Origin of the sequence: Streptomyces sp. NPDC017991, from assembly GCF_044328075.1 — a bacterium.
In the GTDB taxonomy this organism is placed as follows: domain Bacteria; phylum Actinomycetota; class Actinomycetes; order Streptomycetales; family Streptomycetaceae; genus Streptomyces.
The window spans coordinates 134780-149950 of sequence record NZ_JBIRGP010000019.1 but is presented as its reverse complement, the minus strand read 5'-3'; the positions used below and the strand labels follow the sequence as shown (position 1 = coordinate 149950).

Sequence of the window (15171 nt, the reverse complement as noted above, 5' to 3'; positions counted from 1 at the left end):
GACGGAGGAACTCCCACTCCTCATCGGACAGTTCATGTCGACGTATCACCCGACCATGATCCACTACTCAAGATCAATTGAAGACACGACCTAGGAACGTCAGGGGCCCGGGAGGGCCCGGCCGCCATGGGATCGGCCCGTCACGGGGCCGTATCAGTGCTGTTGGGCCTTCTGCGGTGTGGCCTCGCTCGGCCTCACGACAACGAATCCCTCCCCCTGGAGCATCAACTGCACGGCCTCGCCCGAGCCGCCGCGGATCATCGAGCCGATGGACTGAGAACGGTGCAGCGAGGTCTGGAGGTTGGCCGTCCAGCCGACGACCGCGTCCGTGTCGACGTACACCGGCCACTGCGGTGAGACCGGGATGACCAGCGGGTTGCCCTCGCAGACCAGACCGAGCCTGCCCTGCCCGGTGAAGACGCTGTTGAACAGTCCCCCACCGGAGATGCCCGCGCCCTTCACCGTCTTGATCTCGTACGTCAACGAGGCGTCGAAGCACAGGATGTTGCGGCCGTTGACGGTGAAGACGTCACCGGGGTCGATGTCGATGATGAAGCAGTTCTGTGCCTCGTGCGCGAACCACGCCTCCCCCTGCCCGCGCACCGCCATGAGCGGCAGGCCCTCGCCGGTGACCGCACGCTTGAGCATGCCGCCGACACCCTGGCCCTTGCGCTCGAACTGCAGACTGCCGCGGTAGGCGATCATCGCGCCCTGCCGGGCCAGCATCTCGCCGTTGACGGCATACCTGATCGACTTGGCGTTCTGCACGCTCATGCCCGCGGTGGCGGCGGGCTGCACCATGTACTCGTTGGAAAACAGATCACCCTTCATCCGGGCATCCTGTCCCGCGGGACGTCGGTTGCACCATCCCGCAACCGGAGAAAAGGCACCGCCGAAAGTATCCGGCCGCACGACGAAAGGCGGGGGCGGCCGACGCCCGCTCGCGTCGGCCGCCCCCGCGGGGCCTTTCGGCCCCACCCTGTGGGGGGTGGTCCTCGGTTCCCGGTCGGCCGTCCACCGGCAGCGCGCGGCGACCGTTCAAGGTGTTACCCACGGTTCGGACGTGGCTCGAACGACGATAGGCGGCATCCCCGCCCCCCGATACGGGGAAAACCCTCGATCCCACGACCTGGAACCCTGGCCTTCTCCTCGGCGCTGCCCTCCGGTTCCCCTAGGAACCGCCCTCCGTGGCGCCGCCGTCCGCCGCCGCACCCGTCAGGATCGCGCCCGCGACCACGTCGAAGAGATGATCGGCGCGTGACGCGAGCGAGGGCTGGTCGCCGAGCCAGGCGAGCGCCGCGATCAGCGCGAACAGGTCGGTGCCGTCGATGTCGCCGCGCGCCGCGCCCACGGCCTGGGCCCGCGTGAGGAGCCGCGCGCCGGCCGCGCGCAGGATGACGCACGAGGCGTGGAGTGCGGACTCGGTGTCCTCGATGGCGGCCGCCATCAGCACGGTCACGCCCCGGTACTCGGTGGTCCATCCGACGCAGTCGCGGAGCCACGAGACGAGAGCGCCCTCGGGCGAGGCCGACGCTTCGAGGGCGTCCGCCTTCGCGGTCAGTTCCTCGAAGCTCGTGTGGAGCAGGGCTTCGAGCAGCGCCTCGCGCGTCGGGAAGTGCCGGAGCAGCGTGGCGAGCCCGACGTCCGCCCTGCGTGCGATGTCACGCAGCGACACGTCGACGCCGTGCTCGGCGACGGCCGCGCCCGCCACGGCGAGCACGTGGTCGCGGTTCTTCCTGGCGTCGGCCCGCACCTGGCCCCCTTGACTATCCGGATCGGTGGTCCATATATTCGGATCAGTGGTCCAGTTATATGGATCGCCGATCCGGATAAGTCTATCCCGCGGCGCGAGGAGAGGAAGAACGATGCCTGCACACACGATGAGGGCGATCCGGCTGCATGAGCACGGCGGCCCCGAGGTGCTGCGCTACGACGAGGTGCCGGTGCCCGTGCCGGGGCCGGGCGAGGTGCTGGTCCGCGTGCACGCGGTCGGCGTCAATCCGCCGGACCAGTACCTGCGCGGCGGACTGACCAGCGTGCCCGGGGAGCCGGATTCGACGATCAGCCTGCCGGTGATCCCTGGGACGGACGTCTCGGGGGTCGTCGAAGCCGTCGCCGCGGACGTGGACGGCCTCGCCGTGGGCGACGAGGTCTTCGGTCTGCTGCGGTTTCCCAGCTTCGACGGCCGCGCGTACGCCGAGTACGTGGCCGCCCGGGCGTCGGACCTCGCACGCAAGCCGGCCGGCGTCGACCATGTGCACGCCGCCGGGGCGCCCATGGCCGGGCTGACGGCGTGGCAGTTCCTGATCGAGGTCGGACACGATCATCCGTCGCCCTTCCAGGAGGCGCGGCATCGTCCGACGGCACTCGGCGCCGGCACGACGGTGCTCGTCAACGGCGCCGCGGGCGGCGTGGGGCACTTCGCGGTGCAGCTGGCGAAATGGAAGGGGGCGGAGGTCGTCGCGGTGGCGTCGGGCGCGCACGCCTCGTTCCTGGGCGAACTGGGCGCCGACCGGTTCATCGACTACACGACGAGTCGTCCCGAGGAACTCGTCCACGACGCCGACCTCGTGCTCGACACCGTCGGCGGTCCCCACAGCAGCCGCTTCCTGCGCACGCTCAAGCGCGGCGGCGCTCTCTTCCCGGTGTTCCTCGGCGATTTCGACGCCGAGGAGGTGGCGAAGCTGGGCGTCACGGTCTCGACCGCTCAGGTCCGCTCGGACAACGTGCAGCTCGCCGCGCTGGGACGCCTGCTCGACGCGGGCACGGTTCGCGTCGCGATCGACAGCACGTACGCGCTCGCGGATGCCCGCGCCGCGCACGAACGCGCCGCCCGAGGTCACGTCCGCGGCAAGATCGTGCTCACGGTGGCCCCATGAGCCTGTGCCCCCTGTGCCCCTCCTGTGCCTCCTGGGCCTCTTTGATCCAGTGATACCAGTGACCCGGTGACCCGGTGACGCCTCAGACGCTCTGCGGCGCACGGGTGTCGTCCTCGGCCGCGAGGAACTGCGTGGCGGCGAGCTCCGCGTACAGCGGGTCGCCCGCGACGAGTTCGCGGTGGGTGCCCACGGCCCGTACCCGCCCGGCGTCCATGACGACGATGCGGTCGGCCATGGTGACGGTGGACAGCCGGTGGGCGACGACCAGGACCGTGGTGGTCCGGGCGACATCGGCGACCGTGTCGCGCAGCGCGGCCTCGTTGACGGCGTCGAGCTGGCTGGTGGCCTCGTCGAGGAGCAGCAGCCGGGGCCGTCGCAGCAGGGCGCGGGCGATGGCGACGCGCTGGCGCTCACCGCCGGAGAGCTTCGTGCCGCGGTGTCCGACGAGTGTGTCCACGCCCTTCGGCAGTTTCTCGACGAGGGTGTCGAGCCGGGTGGTCCTGAGCGCGCGGAGCAGTTCCTCCTCGTCGGCGTCGGGGTTGCCGAGCAGGAGGTTGTCGCGGAGGCTGCCGGAAAGGACCGGCGCGTCCTGCTCGACGTAGCCGATGGCCGCCCGGAGCCCGGAGACGTCCCAGTCGGTGAGGTCACGGCCGTCCACCGCGATGGTCCCCTCGTCGGGGTCGTAGAACCGCTCGATGAGCGAGAACACGGTGGTCTTGCCCGCGCCCGAAGGTCCCACGAAGGCGGTCATGCCGCGCGGTGGCACGGCGAAGGTCACGCCGTGGTGGACGTACGGCAGGTCCTCGGCGTACCGGAAGCGGACGTCCTCGAAGGTTATGGAGGCCGGTTCGGCGCCGGGGCCGGGCAGCGGCGCGGGCTCGGTGGCCGGTTCGGCGGGCAGCCGTCGGGCCTCCTCGATGCGGGCCAGGGCGGCCGAGCCCGTCTGGTACTGGGCGACCGCTCCTACGACCTGCTGGATCGGCGACATCAGGAAGAAGACGTACAGCAGGAAGGCGACGAGCGTGCCGATGTCGACGGCCCCGGTCGCCACCCGCGCGCCGCCCACGGCGAGGACGGTGATGAACGCGATCTGCATCGAGAGTCCGGCCGTGTTCCCCGCCAGCGCCGACCACTTGGCGGCCCGGACGCTCTGCCGCCAGGACTCCTCGGCCGCCGCGTGCACGGCCCGCTCCTCGCGGTGCTCGGCGCCGGACGCCTTGATGGTCCGCAGCGCGCCCAGGGTCCGCTCCAGCGAGGCGCCCATCGCCCCGACCGCGTCCTGGGCCCGCCGGCTGGCCCGGTTGATGCGCGGCACGATCACACCGATCACGGTGCCCGCGGCGACGACCACGCCCAACGTGACGGCCGTCAGCACCGGGTCGACGAACCCCATCATCACCAGCGTGGCGAGCAGGGTGAGTCCGCCCGTGCCGAAACCGACCAGCGAATCGGTGGTGACCTCACGCAGCAGCGTGGTGTCCGAGGTGATCCGGGCCATCAGATCCCCGGGCTCGCTCTTGTCCACGGCGGATATCCGCAGCCGCAGCAGATGCGAGACGAGCCCCCGCCGCGCCCCGAGCACCACGGACTCGGCGGTGTACCGCAGCACGTACGAACCCAGCGCGCCGATCGCGGCATTGGCGACGACGAGTGCCGACATGGCCAGCAGCGCGCCGGTGACGGCCCGGTCGTGCCCCAGATCGTCGATCAGCGATCTGGCCACCAGCGGCAGCGCGAGCCCGGCGGCCCCGGTCAGCAACGACAGCACGGCACCGAGCAACAGCGTCCAGCGGTACGGGCGTACGTAGGCGAGCAGCAGCCGCCACGACGGTGTGGCTGCCGGGTCGGGCGGCTGGGACTGCGGCACGGTACTCCCCCTGGAGCGGTCGGCTCTCCCCCCGCACTCGACCGATGTCTCGTCAGGCGACTCGTGCCCGGTGGAAGGGTTCGATGAAGTATCGCCGATGCCACTGACAGAGCCCTTGATCGAGCGGGCCGGCCGGCCCGCTGCACGGCATCCCGGCGGCCTCTACGACGTCCGCTCGGCCCCCTGACCGCCACCGACGCCGACGCCACCGGCGCCGGAATCGGTCAGCCGCAGCACGCTGCCCTCGCCGTTCGCCGAGAGGAGGAGGGTGCCGTCCGGAGCCACGGCGAGACCGGCGAACGGGCGGGGCGAGCCCGGCATGCCCTCGGCGAACAGGGCGGGGTCGGCGCGGGTGATGCCCGGTGGCAGGCCGACCGGGAGGTTCTCGGCGTCGATCCGGCTCTCCCCCGTGCTGAGCGAGACCGCCCGCAGACACCGGCCCCGCGTGTCCACCGTGAACAACTCGTCGCCGCGCACGGCGAGACCCTGCGGCGCGCCCAGTCCTTCGGCCACGGTCACCGCCACGCCGCCGCCGTCGTTGTCGCTGTCGCTGTCGCTGTCGTCGATGCGGAGCACCGCCCCGAGCCGGTCGTCGCTGACGTAACAGCGGCCTTCGGCGTCGAAGGCGACGTCCACGGGATGCCGTAGCCCCGCGGCGAGCACGGTGACAGCTGCGGACCCGTCGGAACCGTCGGTCCCGTCGATGCGTACGACGCGACCCGCGCCCGTCTCCGCGACCACGAGCGCCCCGTCGGGTGCGACCGCGATCCCGGTGGGCTCGTTCAGCCCCCGCGCCCGGACCCGGGTGGACCGGTGCACGGGGTCGTACGTGCGGACGTCGCCGTACTCGGAGGCGAAGTGCAGGAGCCCGTCGTCGGCGGTGATGCCGTGCACGAAGGTCTGGAGTTCACGGGTGACCACGCCGCTTGAGTCGCCCTCCCCGGAGTCTCCCGGGCCGGCGAGACGGTAGTGGTCGGCCGCGTACACCGTGCCCCGCAGGTCGACCGTGACCCCGAAGGGGCCGCTGAAGCCCCGGGGGACGATCTCCCGGGTGCGGCCGTCCTCGTGCATCTCGGTGACGCCGCCGCTGCCGAAGCTGGACACGTACATGCGGTTCTCCGCGTCGAAGGCCGCGTTGTCGAGCCCGACCACTCCGCTGACGACTACCGAGCGCGCCCCGGTGGACAGGTCGATACGGGTCACGATGCCGGCCGGACCGCGGGAGAGGACGACGAGGACGCCTCCCTTGTCGAAGCGGACCGCGACCGGGTCGTCGACGTGCTCGGCGAACAGTTCGGGCAGGCCCCCGTCGGGCGGGATCCGCCAGACCTGGTTGCCGATCATGTGGGGGTAGTAGAGGAGACCGTCCGGGCCGAGCTGCATCGCGTTGCCGAGGGCCAGTCCGTCGGTCAGGACCACCGGGTCGCCGCCGTCCGGGAACAGCTCCAGCAGGCGGCCGTTCATCCTCATCTCGTTGACGAAGAGCCGGTCGCCCACGCAGGTGATGCCGTTGGGCACCCGCACCCGGTCCGACACGAGGGTGTACGTGCCGTCGGGGGTACGCCGCCACACGCGGCCCGGTGTCAGGTCGGCGATGTACATGGAGCCGTCCGTGCCGAAGGCGAGGTCGTCGGGTGCCTGGACGGGGCCGTCCTGCTCCACGACGACGTCCATGTCCCCGGAGGCGGGGTCGACCGCGCTGATCCGGCCGGCCAGGAACTGTGCCACGTACAGCCGTCCGTCGGGGCCGAAGGTGACGCCGTTCGAACCCCACAGCCGGTTCGGGGGGTTCAGCCGGTCGGTGTGCCAGCGGCGGCTCGTCACCTGCCGGCCGCCGGTGTCGCCGAAGCGGCTGGGGCCCGCCCTCATCCCCGGCCCCCTTCCCCGTCGACGATGACGTCGTTCATGCCGCCGTCCGTGCGCCATCGCCTGAGCAGGTCGTGGAAGGCGACCGGCCCGTCGCCGTACGACTCGCTGCGCTGCCGGGGCCTGCCCTCGTTGTTGTAGTAGCCGGGGGTGCACTCGGCCTGGAAGGCGTAGAGGTCCGCGGCCTTCTCCCGGATCGTGGCGACCCAGGCGGTCTCGGCCTCGACGGTCGGCTCGACGTACCGCGCCCGGCGTGCGCGTGCCTCGGCGACCACCTCGGCGACATGGGTGGCCTGTTCGTCGAGGATGTGGACGTAGTTCACGGCGCTGGCGTTCTGCAGCGGGCCGAGCTGGAAGAGGTTGGGGAAGCCGTTGCTGTAGAAGCCGTGCAGTGTCCTGGCTCCCTGCCGCCAGTCGTCGGGGAGTCGGGCGCCGCCCCTGCCGTGCACCGGGAGGCGGCCCGAGAGGATCCCCGAGACGCCGACCTCGAAGCCGGTCGCGAAGATGACGCAGTCGACCTCGTACTCGGTACCGCCGACCACGACGGCGTTCTCGGTGATGCGCTCGACACCGCCGTGGTCGGCGGTGTCCACCAGCGTCACATCGGGCCGGTTGAACGTGTCCAGGTAGTGGTCGCTGAACGTGGGCCGCTTGCACATGTACCGGTACCAGGGCTTGAGCGCCTCGGCCGTCGACGGGTCCTCGACGACGGAGTCCACGCGGCTGCGGATCTCGTTCATCTTCTGGAAGTCGGCGAGCTCGTTCAGGCGCTCCCGTTCCTCCGCGGGGAGGTCCGCGTAGTTGTTGGTCGGGATGAGGTTCTGCAGCAGCCGGGCGCCGCTGGTCCAGCCGTCGTCCACCAGGTCGTCGCCGGCGGGTGAACCGGTCACGGTCCGCAGGAAGTTGTCCCTGCGGTGCCGCTGCCAGCCCGGTGTGAGCGACTTGGCCCACCGGGGGTCCGTGGGCCGCTGGCCACGCACGTCGACGGAGGACGGCGTGCGCTGGAAGACGTACAACCGCCGGGCGTCGCGGCCCAGATGGGGGACGACCTGGATGGCGGTGGCGCCGGTGCCGATGAGGGCCACCCGCTTGTCGGCGAGCCGTTCGAGGTTCCCCGTCGCGTCGCCGCCGGTGTACGCGTAGTCCCAGCGGCTGGTGTGGAACGTGTGGCCCGTGAAGGTCTCGATGCCCGGGATGCCGGGGAGTTTCGCCTGGCTGAGCGTGCCGCTGGAGATCACCACATGGCGGGCGCGTACGCGGTCGCCGCGATCGGTGGAGACCACCCACTCCGACTCGGCCTCGTCCCAGCGCAGTTCGGTGGCCAGGGTGCGGAAGCAGGCACCGTCGTACAGGTCGAAGTGGCGTGCGATCGCCCGCGCGTGCTGCCGGATCTCCTCACCGGGCGCGTACTTCCATTCGGGGATGTGGCCGACCTCTTCGAGCAGCGGCATGTAGACGTACGACTCGATGTCGCAGTGGATTCCCGGGTAGCGGTTCCAGTACCAGGTGCCGCCGAAGTCGCCGGCCTTCTCGATGACGCGGATCGACTCGACGCCCGCCTGGCGCAGCCGCGCGCCGGCCAGCAGACCGCCGAAGCCGCCGCCGATGACGACCGCTTCGACCCGGTCGTGCAGCGGCTCCCGGGTGAACTCCGCGCTCTCCACGTACGGATCGTCCGCGTAGTAGCCGAACTCGCCCGCGACGCGCCGGTACTGCGCGTTTCCCTCGGGGCGGATACGGCGCTCACGCTCGGCGCGGTAGCGGGCGCGGAGGGCGTCCGGGTCGAAGCCGAGCCCGTCCGAACCGGAACCGGGGTCGGAGCCGGGAGCGGGGCCGGCACCGGGGGCGGGGTCGGCACCGGGGGCGGGGTCGGCACCGGGGGCGGGTGCAGCGGACGAGGGGTGGGGGGTGGGGGGCATACCGGTCCTTCTGGTGTGTGTGCGTGTGTGTGGGGGGCGGCGACCTCTTTGATCACATGCAACCGGAACGAACTGACGGCTCACGGCCGGTCACCTGACGGGAAGCTGACGTGACCCGGATCACATCTTGCGCCGCGCGGGGGAGGCCGGCCAGGGTTCAGTGGCCGAGGCGGTAGCCGAAGCCCCGGCGCGTGTGGATGAGCGCGGGCTGCTCCCGGTCCACCTTGTGACGCAGGCGCGAGACGAGTTTCTCGATCGCGTTGCCGGCCCGGGCCTCGCCCCAGACATGGAGGCAGATCTGCTCCTTCGACAGCACGCGCTCGGCGTTGACCAGGAGATGGCGCAGCAGCCGGTACTCGGCGGGGGTGAGTTCGAGCATCCGCCGGCCGCGCCGGGCCTGGCAGGTGGCGTCGTCGAGCGCGAGGTCGCCGTAGCAGGGCCCCTGGCGCACCGGCTCACGGCCGCGCAGTAACACGTGGGCCCTGGCGAGGACGTCCGAGATCCTGAACGGCAGGGTGACGTAGTCCGCCTGCCCCAGGCCGAGTTCGGGCACCAGGGCCCCCAGCGTCTCGTACGGCGCCAGGAAGAGGACTGGGGGACGGTCGGCCGGGCGGAACCGGCGGCCCTCCCCCAGGTTTTCGACGTCCGGGACCGTCACGTCGAAGAGGACCAGGTCGAATTGCCTCTCCGCCAGACGCAGCACTCCCTGGGCGCCGGTACGCGCGACGGTCACCCGGTAGTCCGCCAACCCCAGTGCCGTCGTCAGCAGGTCGGCGACCGCCGGATCGTGGGCCACGACCAGAAGGTGCTGCCCCGCCCCGCGCACGGGCACGGAAACGGACATGTCGGCGCCGGTCACGTACTCCCCGGCGGCACCGTCCGCTCCGTACACCCGGTCCATCTCATCCATCGCGTCCATCTCGACCATCGCGTCCATCCTGCGCATCGCACGCACCTCGTCCACCAATAGGCATGAGTGGGCAACAGACATGAGCGGGCGGTGCCCCCGCGGGCCGGCGCCCCGGCCGGGCGGTCCACCGGCGGATATGCATCATGCACAATACGTGCCGGCTGCATATTTGATGTCATGTCTGATGCCCCTGGCCGCGGGACCGGACGCCAGGCCGGGGGCGAGAACCACTCCGGGGAAGGACCGGCGACCGACATGGACAAGCCCACGCACTTGATCGAGTTCGAGACGATGCTGCTCGGGCGGCACCTCTATCTGAACTCGCCCCGGGCCGGCGGTCGCCTCGAACGCAGCGCGTACATCGTGCTCAGCCGCATCCGGATGGAAGGCCCCATGTCCATCGGCCAGCTCAGCGACGCCTTCGGCCTGGACGCCTCCACGCTCAACCGGCAGACCGCGGCCATGCTGCGCGGCAACCTCGTCGAACGCATCGCGGACCCCGAAGGCGGGATCGCCCGCAAGTTCCGTATCACCGCGGAGGGCGAGCGCCGGCTCGACACACACCGCCGGGAGAGCGTGCAGGGGCTGGAGAGGGTGATGGCCGGGTGGGACCCGGAGGAGGTCGCCGTCTTCGCCGCGTATCTCAGGCGGTTCAACACGGACATCGAGAACCTGGACGAGCGTCCCTGGCCGCGTCCCTGACTCCGCCGGTGGCGAAGGCGCGGCGCCCGGTCGGCCACCACGCCCCACCCCCGAGGACGAGTACCGCGGCTCAGGCCCCCGCCGCCAGGGACCAGCTCGGGACGCGGCCGGCGAGGCGGCACGCGAGGAAGTACAGGGGGATCGGCGGGGTGTAGGGCGAGTCGCCCTCGGGGCTGTGGATCAGCCGGGGTTTCAAGGAGAACCGGCCGCGGCGGGCCCGGGTCCACGACGGGTCGGCCCGGTGCGCGCCGACCGTGTAGGTGACGGAGGGCGGCCAGCTGACGCCGATGTGGGAGCCGGCGGGGACCACCCACCACCAGCGCTCGCCGTCCGCGGAGCTGTCGTCGGAGTCGTCGGCGAAGACACAGCCGATACGGGGCAGACAGTCCAGGATGCGTTCGCCGTGCTCCCTGGACGTGCCCACCACGTCACACCCCAGACCGGTGCGCAACTGTGCGGGTATGACCAGGCGGATCGGACGCTCGGACGGGGACGTCACGGTCGTACGCGACCACGGTTCAGGGGCGTGCTGCAGTTCCATGAGGCAGGGATCCTTCGGCCGAGTGGGGGGCGGGCCGGGTGGGGTGCGGGGTGGACACGAGGCCGGAGGAGGCGTGTGCCCGTATGTCCGACGGCAGCGGGGACGGCGGGGGGACCGTCGTCGGACGGGCCGGCAGGACGGCCCAGACGACGCGTCCGGAGCCGCGCGCGGTGTCGCGCGTGCCCCAGTCGCTGCTGAGCATGCCGACCAGCATGAGTCCGCGACCGCCCTGGTCGTCGAGCCGGGCGGTGCGCTGGGCGGGGATCGACAGACCGCGGTTCTGGTCCTCGACCTCCAGCTGGATCCGCTGCCCGTCGGAGCGCAGTCTGCACACGATCCGCTCGCTCGCCGTATGCGTGAGCGCGTTGGTGACCAGCTCGGAGGTCACCAGGACAGCGTTGTCACATGCCTCGGGATCCGTGCCCCACGCGGTGAGCAGCTCGGTCACGTTCCGGCGGGCCAGACCCACCGAGGCGGGGGTGGGAGGCAGGCCGAACACGCCTGACCTGTCGGGAGTCCCGTCGGTCGTCCCGCCGATCGCGCTGTCCGTGCTGTCAGTGCTGTCTGTGCGTTCGTCCGCGGGCAGTCGGCCCAATGGCTTGGGGAGAGAGGGCGGAGCCATCGCCGTTCGCCTTTCGTCTGCCTTCGCACCGGGGGTCAGACCGGTGCCGGTACCGCACGGATCCGCTGCGCCGCGGGGTGCGGACACCCCGTTGCGGACAGTGACGGTGCGCGGGCCGTTCTCCCCCAACTGAACCGCGTCGTCAGGTCGTTCACCGGGCCGTGACGGTACGCCCTACTGTGACACCTGCCAACATCAGCTCGCAACCGGCAAGTTGAAAATTGCAATTCGGCAGGTGCATGCTTCGTCTGTCGAACGGGTGATCGTGACAGACTGCGACCTCGAAGCCCGCTGTGAGGGGGTAAGGCGTGACCGCGGAGACCGACTGGGGTGGCGCGCCCTCCGTCCTGCGCATGATCCTCGGCAGACAGCTGGAGGAACTGCGCAACCGGGCCGGACTGACGTTCGAGCAGGCCGGTGCGGCGATCGGGGTCAGCCACTCCACGATCCGCCGTATGGAGGCCGCCAAGGTGGCCCGGCTGCGGCTCCCCGACGCGGAGAAGCTGCTCCAGATCTACGGCGTGACCGACCAGCAGGAGATCGACACCTTCCTGAAGTCGGTCCGTGAGGCGAACAAGCGCGGCTGGTGGCACACGTACCGCGATGTACTGCCCGACTGGTTCTCCGCGTATCTGAGCCTGGAGCAGGCGGCGCTGCAGATCCGCGCGTACGAGGCGCAGTTCGTGCACGGGCTGCTGCAGACCGAGGAGTACGCGCACGCCCTGCTGAGCGCCGGCAACCCGCACGCCTCGGTGGAGGCGACGGACCGCCGCGTGGCCCTGCGCATGCGGCGCCAGGAACTGCTCACCAGGCCCTCGCCGCCGCGGGTGTGGATCGTGATGGACGAGACGGTGCTGCGGTGGCCGGTCGGCGGTCCCGAGGTGATGCGGGCCCAGATCGACCACCTGATCGAGGTCAACTCGCTTCCCCACGTGACGCTGCAGATCATGCCGTTCGCGAACGGCCCGCATCCGGCCATGCGGGCGGGCGCGTTCCATCTCTTCCGGTTCCGGGCGCGCGAGCTGCCCGACATCGTCTATCTCAGCGGCCTGGTGGGCGCTGTGTACCTGGACAAGGACGACGACGTCGTGGTCTACCGCGAGGCCCTGGACCGGCTGGGCGCCCAGTCGGCGCCCGCCAGAAAGACCGAGGCTCTCCTCGGTGCGATCCGCAAGGAGCTCTGACGTGCACCACCACATACGCAACGGCGTCCCGTCCCGCGCACTCGGCAACCGCGGCTGGTACAAGCCGTGGAGCGACGACGCGGGCGGCGCCTGTGTCGAGGCGAAGAAGCTCGGCGACGGCCGGGTCGCGCTGCGCCAGTCCACCGACCCCGACGGTCCCGCGCTGGTCTTCACTCCGCGTGAGATGACGAGTTTCCTGGCGGGCGTGAAGGCCGGCCGCGCCGACTTCCTGCTCTGACACTCCGAGCGCTGTTCCGAAACTCCTGCTGCTGCTTGAGCGTTCACCGTGAACCGACGACATGAGGGGAGATCGGCGTTGCCCGACAACGACGGATGGCCTGCCGACCGGATCGACACCGAGAGCGCGCACTCGGCCCGCATCTACGACTACATCCTCGGAGGCAAGGACTACTACCCCGCCGACAAGGAGGCGGGTGACGCCATGGTGCGGGAGTGGCCCGCCATGCCCGTGCACATGCGGGCCAACCGCGACTGGATGAACCGCGCGGTGCGCTGGCTCGCCGAGAGCGCGGGGATACGCCAGTTCCTGGACATCGGGACGGGCATCCCCACCTCCCCGAACCTCCATGAGATCGCCCAGTCGGTGGCCCCCGGGTCCCGTGTGGTCTACGTGGACAACGACCCCATCGTCCTCACCCTGTCCCAGGGGCTGCTCGCCAGCACTCCCGAGGGCAGGACGGCGTACATCGAGGCCGACTTCCAGCACCCGGAGGCCGTTCTGGGCTCCGCGGAGTTCCTGGAGACCCTGGACCTGGACAAACCGGTCGCGCTGACCGTCATCGCGATCGTCCACTTCGTGCTGGACGAGGACGACGCGGTCGGTATCGTCCGGCGCCTCCTGGACTCCCTGCCCCCGGGCAGCTATCTGGCGATGACCATCGGCACGGCCGAGTTCGCGCCGGACGAGGTCGGCCGGGTCGCCCGTGAGTACGCGGCGCGCGGCATGCCGATGCGGCTGCGGACGATCGGTGAGGCCGAGGAGTTCTTCGACGGCCTTGAGCTGGTCGAGCCCGGGATCGTCCAGGTGCACAAGTGGCATCCGGACGGCACGGGCGAGGAGGGTGTCCGGGACGAGGACATCGCGATGTACGGGGCGATCGCCCGCAAGGGGTGACGCTGCCGCTGCACGCAGGTGTGAAACCGGCCCGCGGACTCATGTACGACGTCCGCGGGCCGGTGGCGGTCGAGCGCGCGGTTCCCCGCGCCCCTTGGGGTTTCAGGCTCATCCCTACCTCAAATCAAAAGCACACAAGTCCGGCCATGCGGTCACTCACTTGACGACCGGGCGTCACACACGGTTGGCTCCGGCCAGCGAAAGTCGGACAGTCGGCACCCTCGTCCCGCCGCCCGTCACAGCGACTTGACGCCCCCATCCGCTTGTCGGCCGCACAGCGAGGTGCCGTTCCCCCATGACCCACACTCCCTCCCGCCCCCTCTCCAGCAGATCCGCGCGCGGCACCGCCGCCCTCGCCGCCTGCGCCGCCGTCTCCCTGCTCGCGTCCGGCTGCACCGGCTCGGACGGAGCCGACTCGGACGCCACCACGGCGGGCAAGGCGGGCGGCTCCGGGATCAAGGTCGCCCTGATCACCCACAGCGCCCCGGACGACGCGTTCTGGGAGCGGGTGCGCAAGGGCGCCGAGGCCGCCGCCGCCAAGGACGGCATCGACCTGGCGTACCAGAGCGACCCCGACGCCGCCGGACAGGCCAAGCTGGTGCGCGAGGCGGTCGCCGACAAGGTCGACGGCATCGCGGTGACCCTCGCCAAGCCCGAGGCGATGAAGAGCGCGGTCGCCGCGGCCAGGGCGGCGGGCATCCCGGTGGTCGGCCTCAACTCCGGCATCGACGCCTGGAAGCCCGGCGGCCTGCTGCAGTACTTCGGCCAGGACGAGAGCGTCGCGGGCCGGGCCGTCGGCGACAAGCTGGACTCGCTGCGCGCCAAGCACGCCCTGTGCGTCATCCACGAGCGCGGCAACGTGGCCGTGGAGGCCCGCTGCGCCGGCGTGAAGAAGACCTTCGGCGGCCGTACCGACCTGGTCTACGTGGACGGCACCGACGAGGACGCCCTGATCGAGTCCGTCGCCGCCGCGCTGCGCCAGGACCCGACCATCGACGAAGTCGTGATGAACGGCGCCCAGTTCGCCCTCGCGGCCGTGAAGTCGGTGAAGCAGGCCGACAGCAAGGCGAAGATCGCCACCTTCGACCTCAACAACGACATCGTCAAGTCCGTGCAGAGCGGGGACGTGCAGTTCGCCGTGGACCAGCAGCCCTACCTGCAGGGATACCTCGCCGTGGACGCGTTCTGGCTGTACGAGACCAACGGCAACGTCAGCGGCGGCGGGGAGGAACCGGTGCTCACCGGACCGGCGTTCGTCACCAAGGAGAATGTCGCTTCGGTGGCCAAGTACGCGGCCAACGGGACCCGCTGAACACCTGACGGGGCTGCCCGGACGGAGATCGCCTTATAACGGCGATGACAAGGTTTGGGGTACTCACGGTGCGTACGGTCACTTGTACGGATAGCATCCTGCGGACCCCCTGTGTGTACAGGACACGCGCTCACCCGGCGCGTCCGTCCTCTGCCCTGCCGACGATCCGACACCCCCCGCGACCACCCGACTCCCCCGCGACTGACCTCTGCTCACCGCTGATCGCTCTAGGAC

General features: G+C 70.9%; 14 protein-coding genes. 6 read left to right on the top strand and 8 right to left on the bottom strand.

Annotated elements, in window-relative coordinates; genetic code table 11:
* Nucleotides 1-153: 153 nt before the first annotated feature.
* Together ACH4DZ_RS40770 and ACH4DZ_RS40765 are read right to left on the bottom strand one after the other, a co-directional pair.
* Nucleotides 154-831 carry an AIM24 family protein gene (locus ACH4DZ_RS40770; RefSeq protein ID WP_398294202.1) on the bottom strand — a complete coding sequence of 226 codons (678 nt, stop codon included), beginning with the start codon at nucleotides 829-831 and terminating at the stop codon, nucleotides 154-156.
* A gap of 340 nt (nucleotides 832-1171) precedes the next feature.
* Nucleotides 1172-1753: a TetR/AcrR family transcriptional regulator gene (locus ACH4DZ_RS40765; protein WP_398294200.1), complete on the bottom strand. Its 582-nt coding sequence runs from the start codon at nucleotides 1751-1753 to the stop codon at nucleotides 1172-1174.
* Between the two features lie 112 nt (nucleotides 1754-1865).
* Here ACH4DZ_RS40765 and ACH4DZ_RS40760 point away from each other — a divergent pair, with 112 nt between their 5' ends.
* Nucleotides 1866-2879 carry an NADP-dependent oxidoreductase gene (locus ACH4DZ_RS40760; RefSeq protein ID WP_398294198.1) on the top strand — a complete coding sequence of 338 codons (1014 nt, stop codon included), beginning with the start codon at nucleotides 1866-1868 and terminating at the stop codon, nucleotides 2877-2879.
* Nucleotides 2880-2961: 82 nt separating this feature from the next.
* On the opposite strand, the gene ACH4DZ_RS40755 is transcribed toward ACH4DZ_RS40760, so the two are convergent.
* From ACH4DZ_RS40755 to ACH4DZ_RS40740, 4 genes are all read right to left on the bottom strand, one after another.
* On the bottom strand, nucleotides 2962-4746 hold the full coding sequence (locus ACH4DZ_RS40755; protein ID WP_398294196.1) for an ABC transporter ATP-binding protein: 1785 nt from the start codon (nucleotides 4744-4746) through the stop codon (nucleotides 2962-2964).
* A 162-nt stretch (nucleotides 4747-4908) separates the two neighbouring features.
* Entirely contained in the window at nucleotides 4909-6615 is a 1707-nt protein-coding gene (locus ACH4DZ_RS40750) for a hypothetical protein (RefSeq protein WP_398294194.1), read from the bottom strand.
* A complete protein-coding gene (locus tag ACH4DZ_RS40745) occupies nucleotides 6612-8531 on the bottom strand; it encodes a flavin-containing monooxygenase (RefSeq protein ID WP_398294192.1) in 1920 nt (639 codons plus the stop codon). Before ACH4DZ_RS40745 ends, ACH4DZ_RS40750 begins: the two co-directional genes overlap by 4 nt.
* Before the next feature lie 157 nt (nucleotides 8532-8688).
* Nucleotides 8689-9375 (bottom strand): response regulator transcription factor, encoded by a 687-nt coding sequence (locus tag ACH4DZ_RS40740; protein WP_398294214.1) that lies wholly within the window; start codon nucleotides 9373-9375, stop codon nucleotides 8689-8691.
* A 321-nt stretch (nucleotides 9376-9696) separates the two neighbouring features.
* Between ACH4DZ_RS40740 and ACH4DZ_RS40735 the strand changes: the two genes are divergently transcribed.
* Nucleotides 9697-10143, top strand: a complete 447-nt coding sequence (locus ACH4DZ_RS40735; protein WP_398294212.1) for a MarR family winged helix-turn-helix transcriptional regulator — start codon at nucleotides 9697-9699, stop codon at nucleotides 10141-10143.
* 70 nt (nucleotides 10144-10213) lie between these two features.
* On the opposite strand, the gene ACH4DZ_RS40730 is transcribed toward ACH4DZ_RS40735, so the two are convergent.
* Complete coding sequence (locus tag ACH4DZ_RS40730; RefSeq protein WP_398294190.1) at nucleotides 10214-10684, bottom strand: hypothetical protein; 471 nt, start codon at nucleotides 10682-10684, stop codon at nucleotides 10214-10216.
* The gene (locus ACH4DZ_RS40725; protein WP_398294188.1) at nucleotides 10662-11306 is read right to left on the bottom strand and encodes an ATP-binding protein; all 645 of its coding nucleotides are present in this window, start codon (nucleotides 11304-11306) and stop codon (nucleotides 10662-10664) included. The genes ACH4DZ_RS40730 and ACH4DZ_RS40725 overlap by 23 nt, the downstream gene beginning before the upstream one ends.
* 308 nt (nucleotides 11307-11614) lie before the next feature.
* On the opposite strand from ACH4DZ_RS40725, the gene ACH4DZ_RS40720 reads away from it, so the two are divergent.
* From ACH4DZ_RS40720 to ACH4DZ_RS40705, 4 genes are all read left to right on the top strand, one after another.
* Nucleotides 11615-12490 (top strand): helix-turn-helix domain-containing protein, encoded by an 876-nt coding sequence (locus ACH4DZ_RS40720; protein WP_398294186.1) that lies wholly within the window; start codon nucleotides 11615-11617, stop codon nucleotides 12488-12490.
* A gap of 1 nt (nucleotide 12491) precedes the next feature.
* Entirely contained in the window at nucleotides 12492-12728 is a 237-nt protein-coding gene (locus ACH4DZ_RS40715; RefSeq protein ID WP_398294184.1) for a DUF397 domain-containing protein, read from the top strand.
* 78 nt (nucleotides 12729-12806) lie between these two features.
* Nucleotides 12807-13625: an SAM-dependent methyltransferase gene (locus ACH4DZ_RS40710; RefSeq protein ID WP_398294182.1), complete on the top strand. Its 819-nt coding sequence runs from the start codon at nucleotides 12807-12809 to the stop codon at nucleotides 13623-13625.
* Nucleotides 13626-13920: 295 nt separating this feature from the next.
* Complete coding sequence (locus ACH4DZ_RS40705; protein ID WP_398294180.1) at nucleotides 13921-14937, top strand: substrate-binding domain-containing protein; 1017 nt, start codon at nucleotides 13921-13923, stop codon at nucleotides 14935-14937.
* Nucleotides 14938-15171 lie beyond the last annotated feature (234 nt).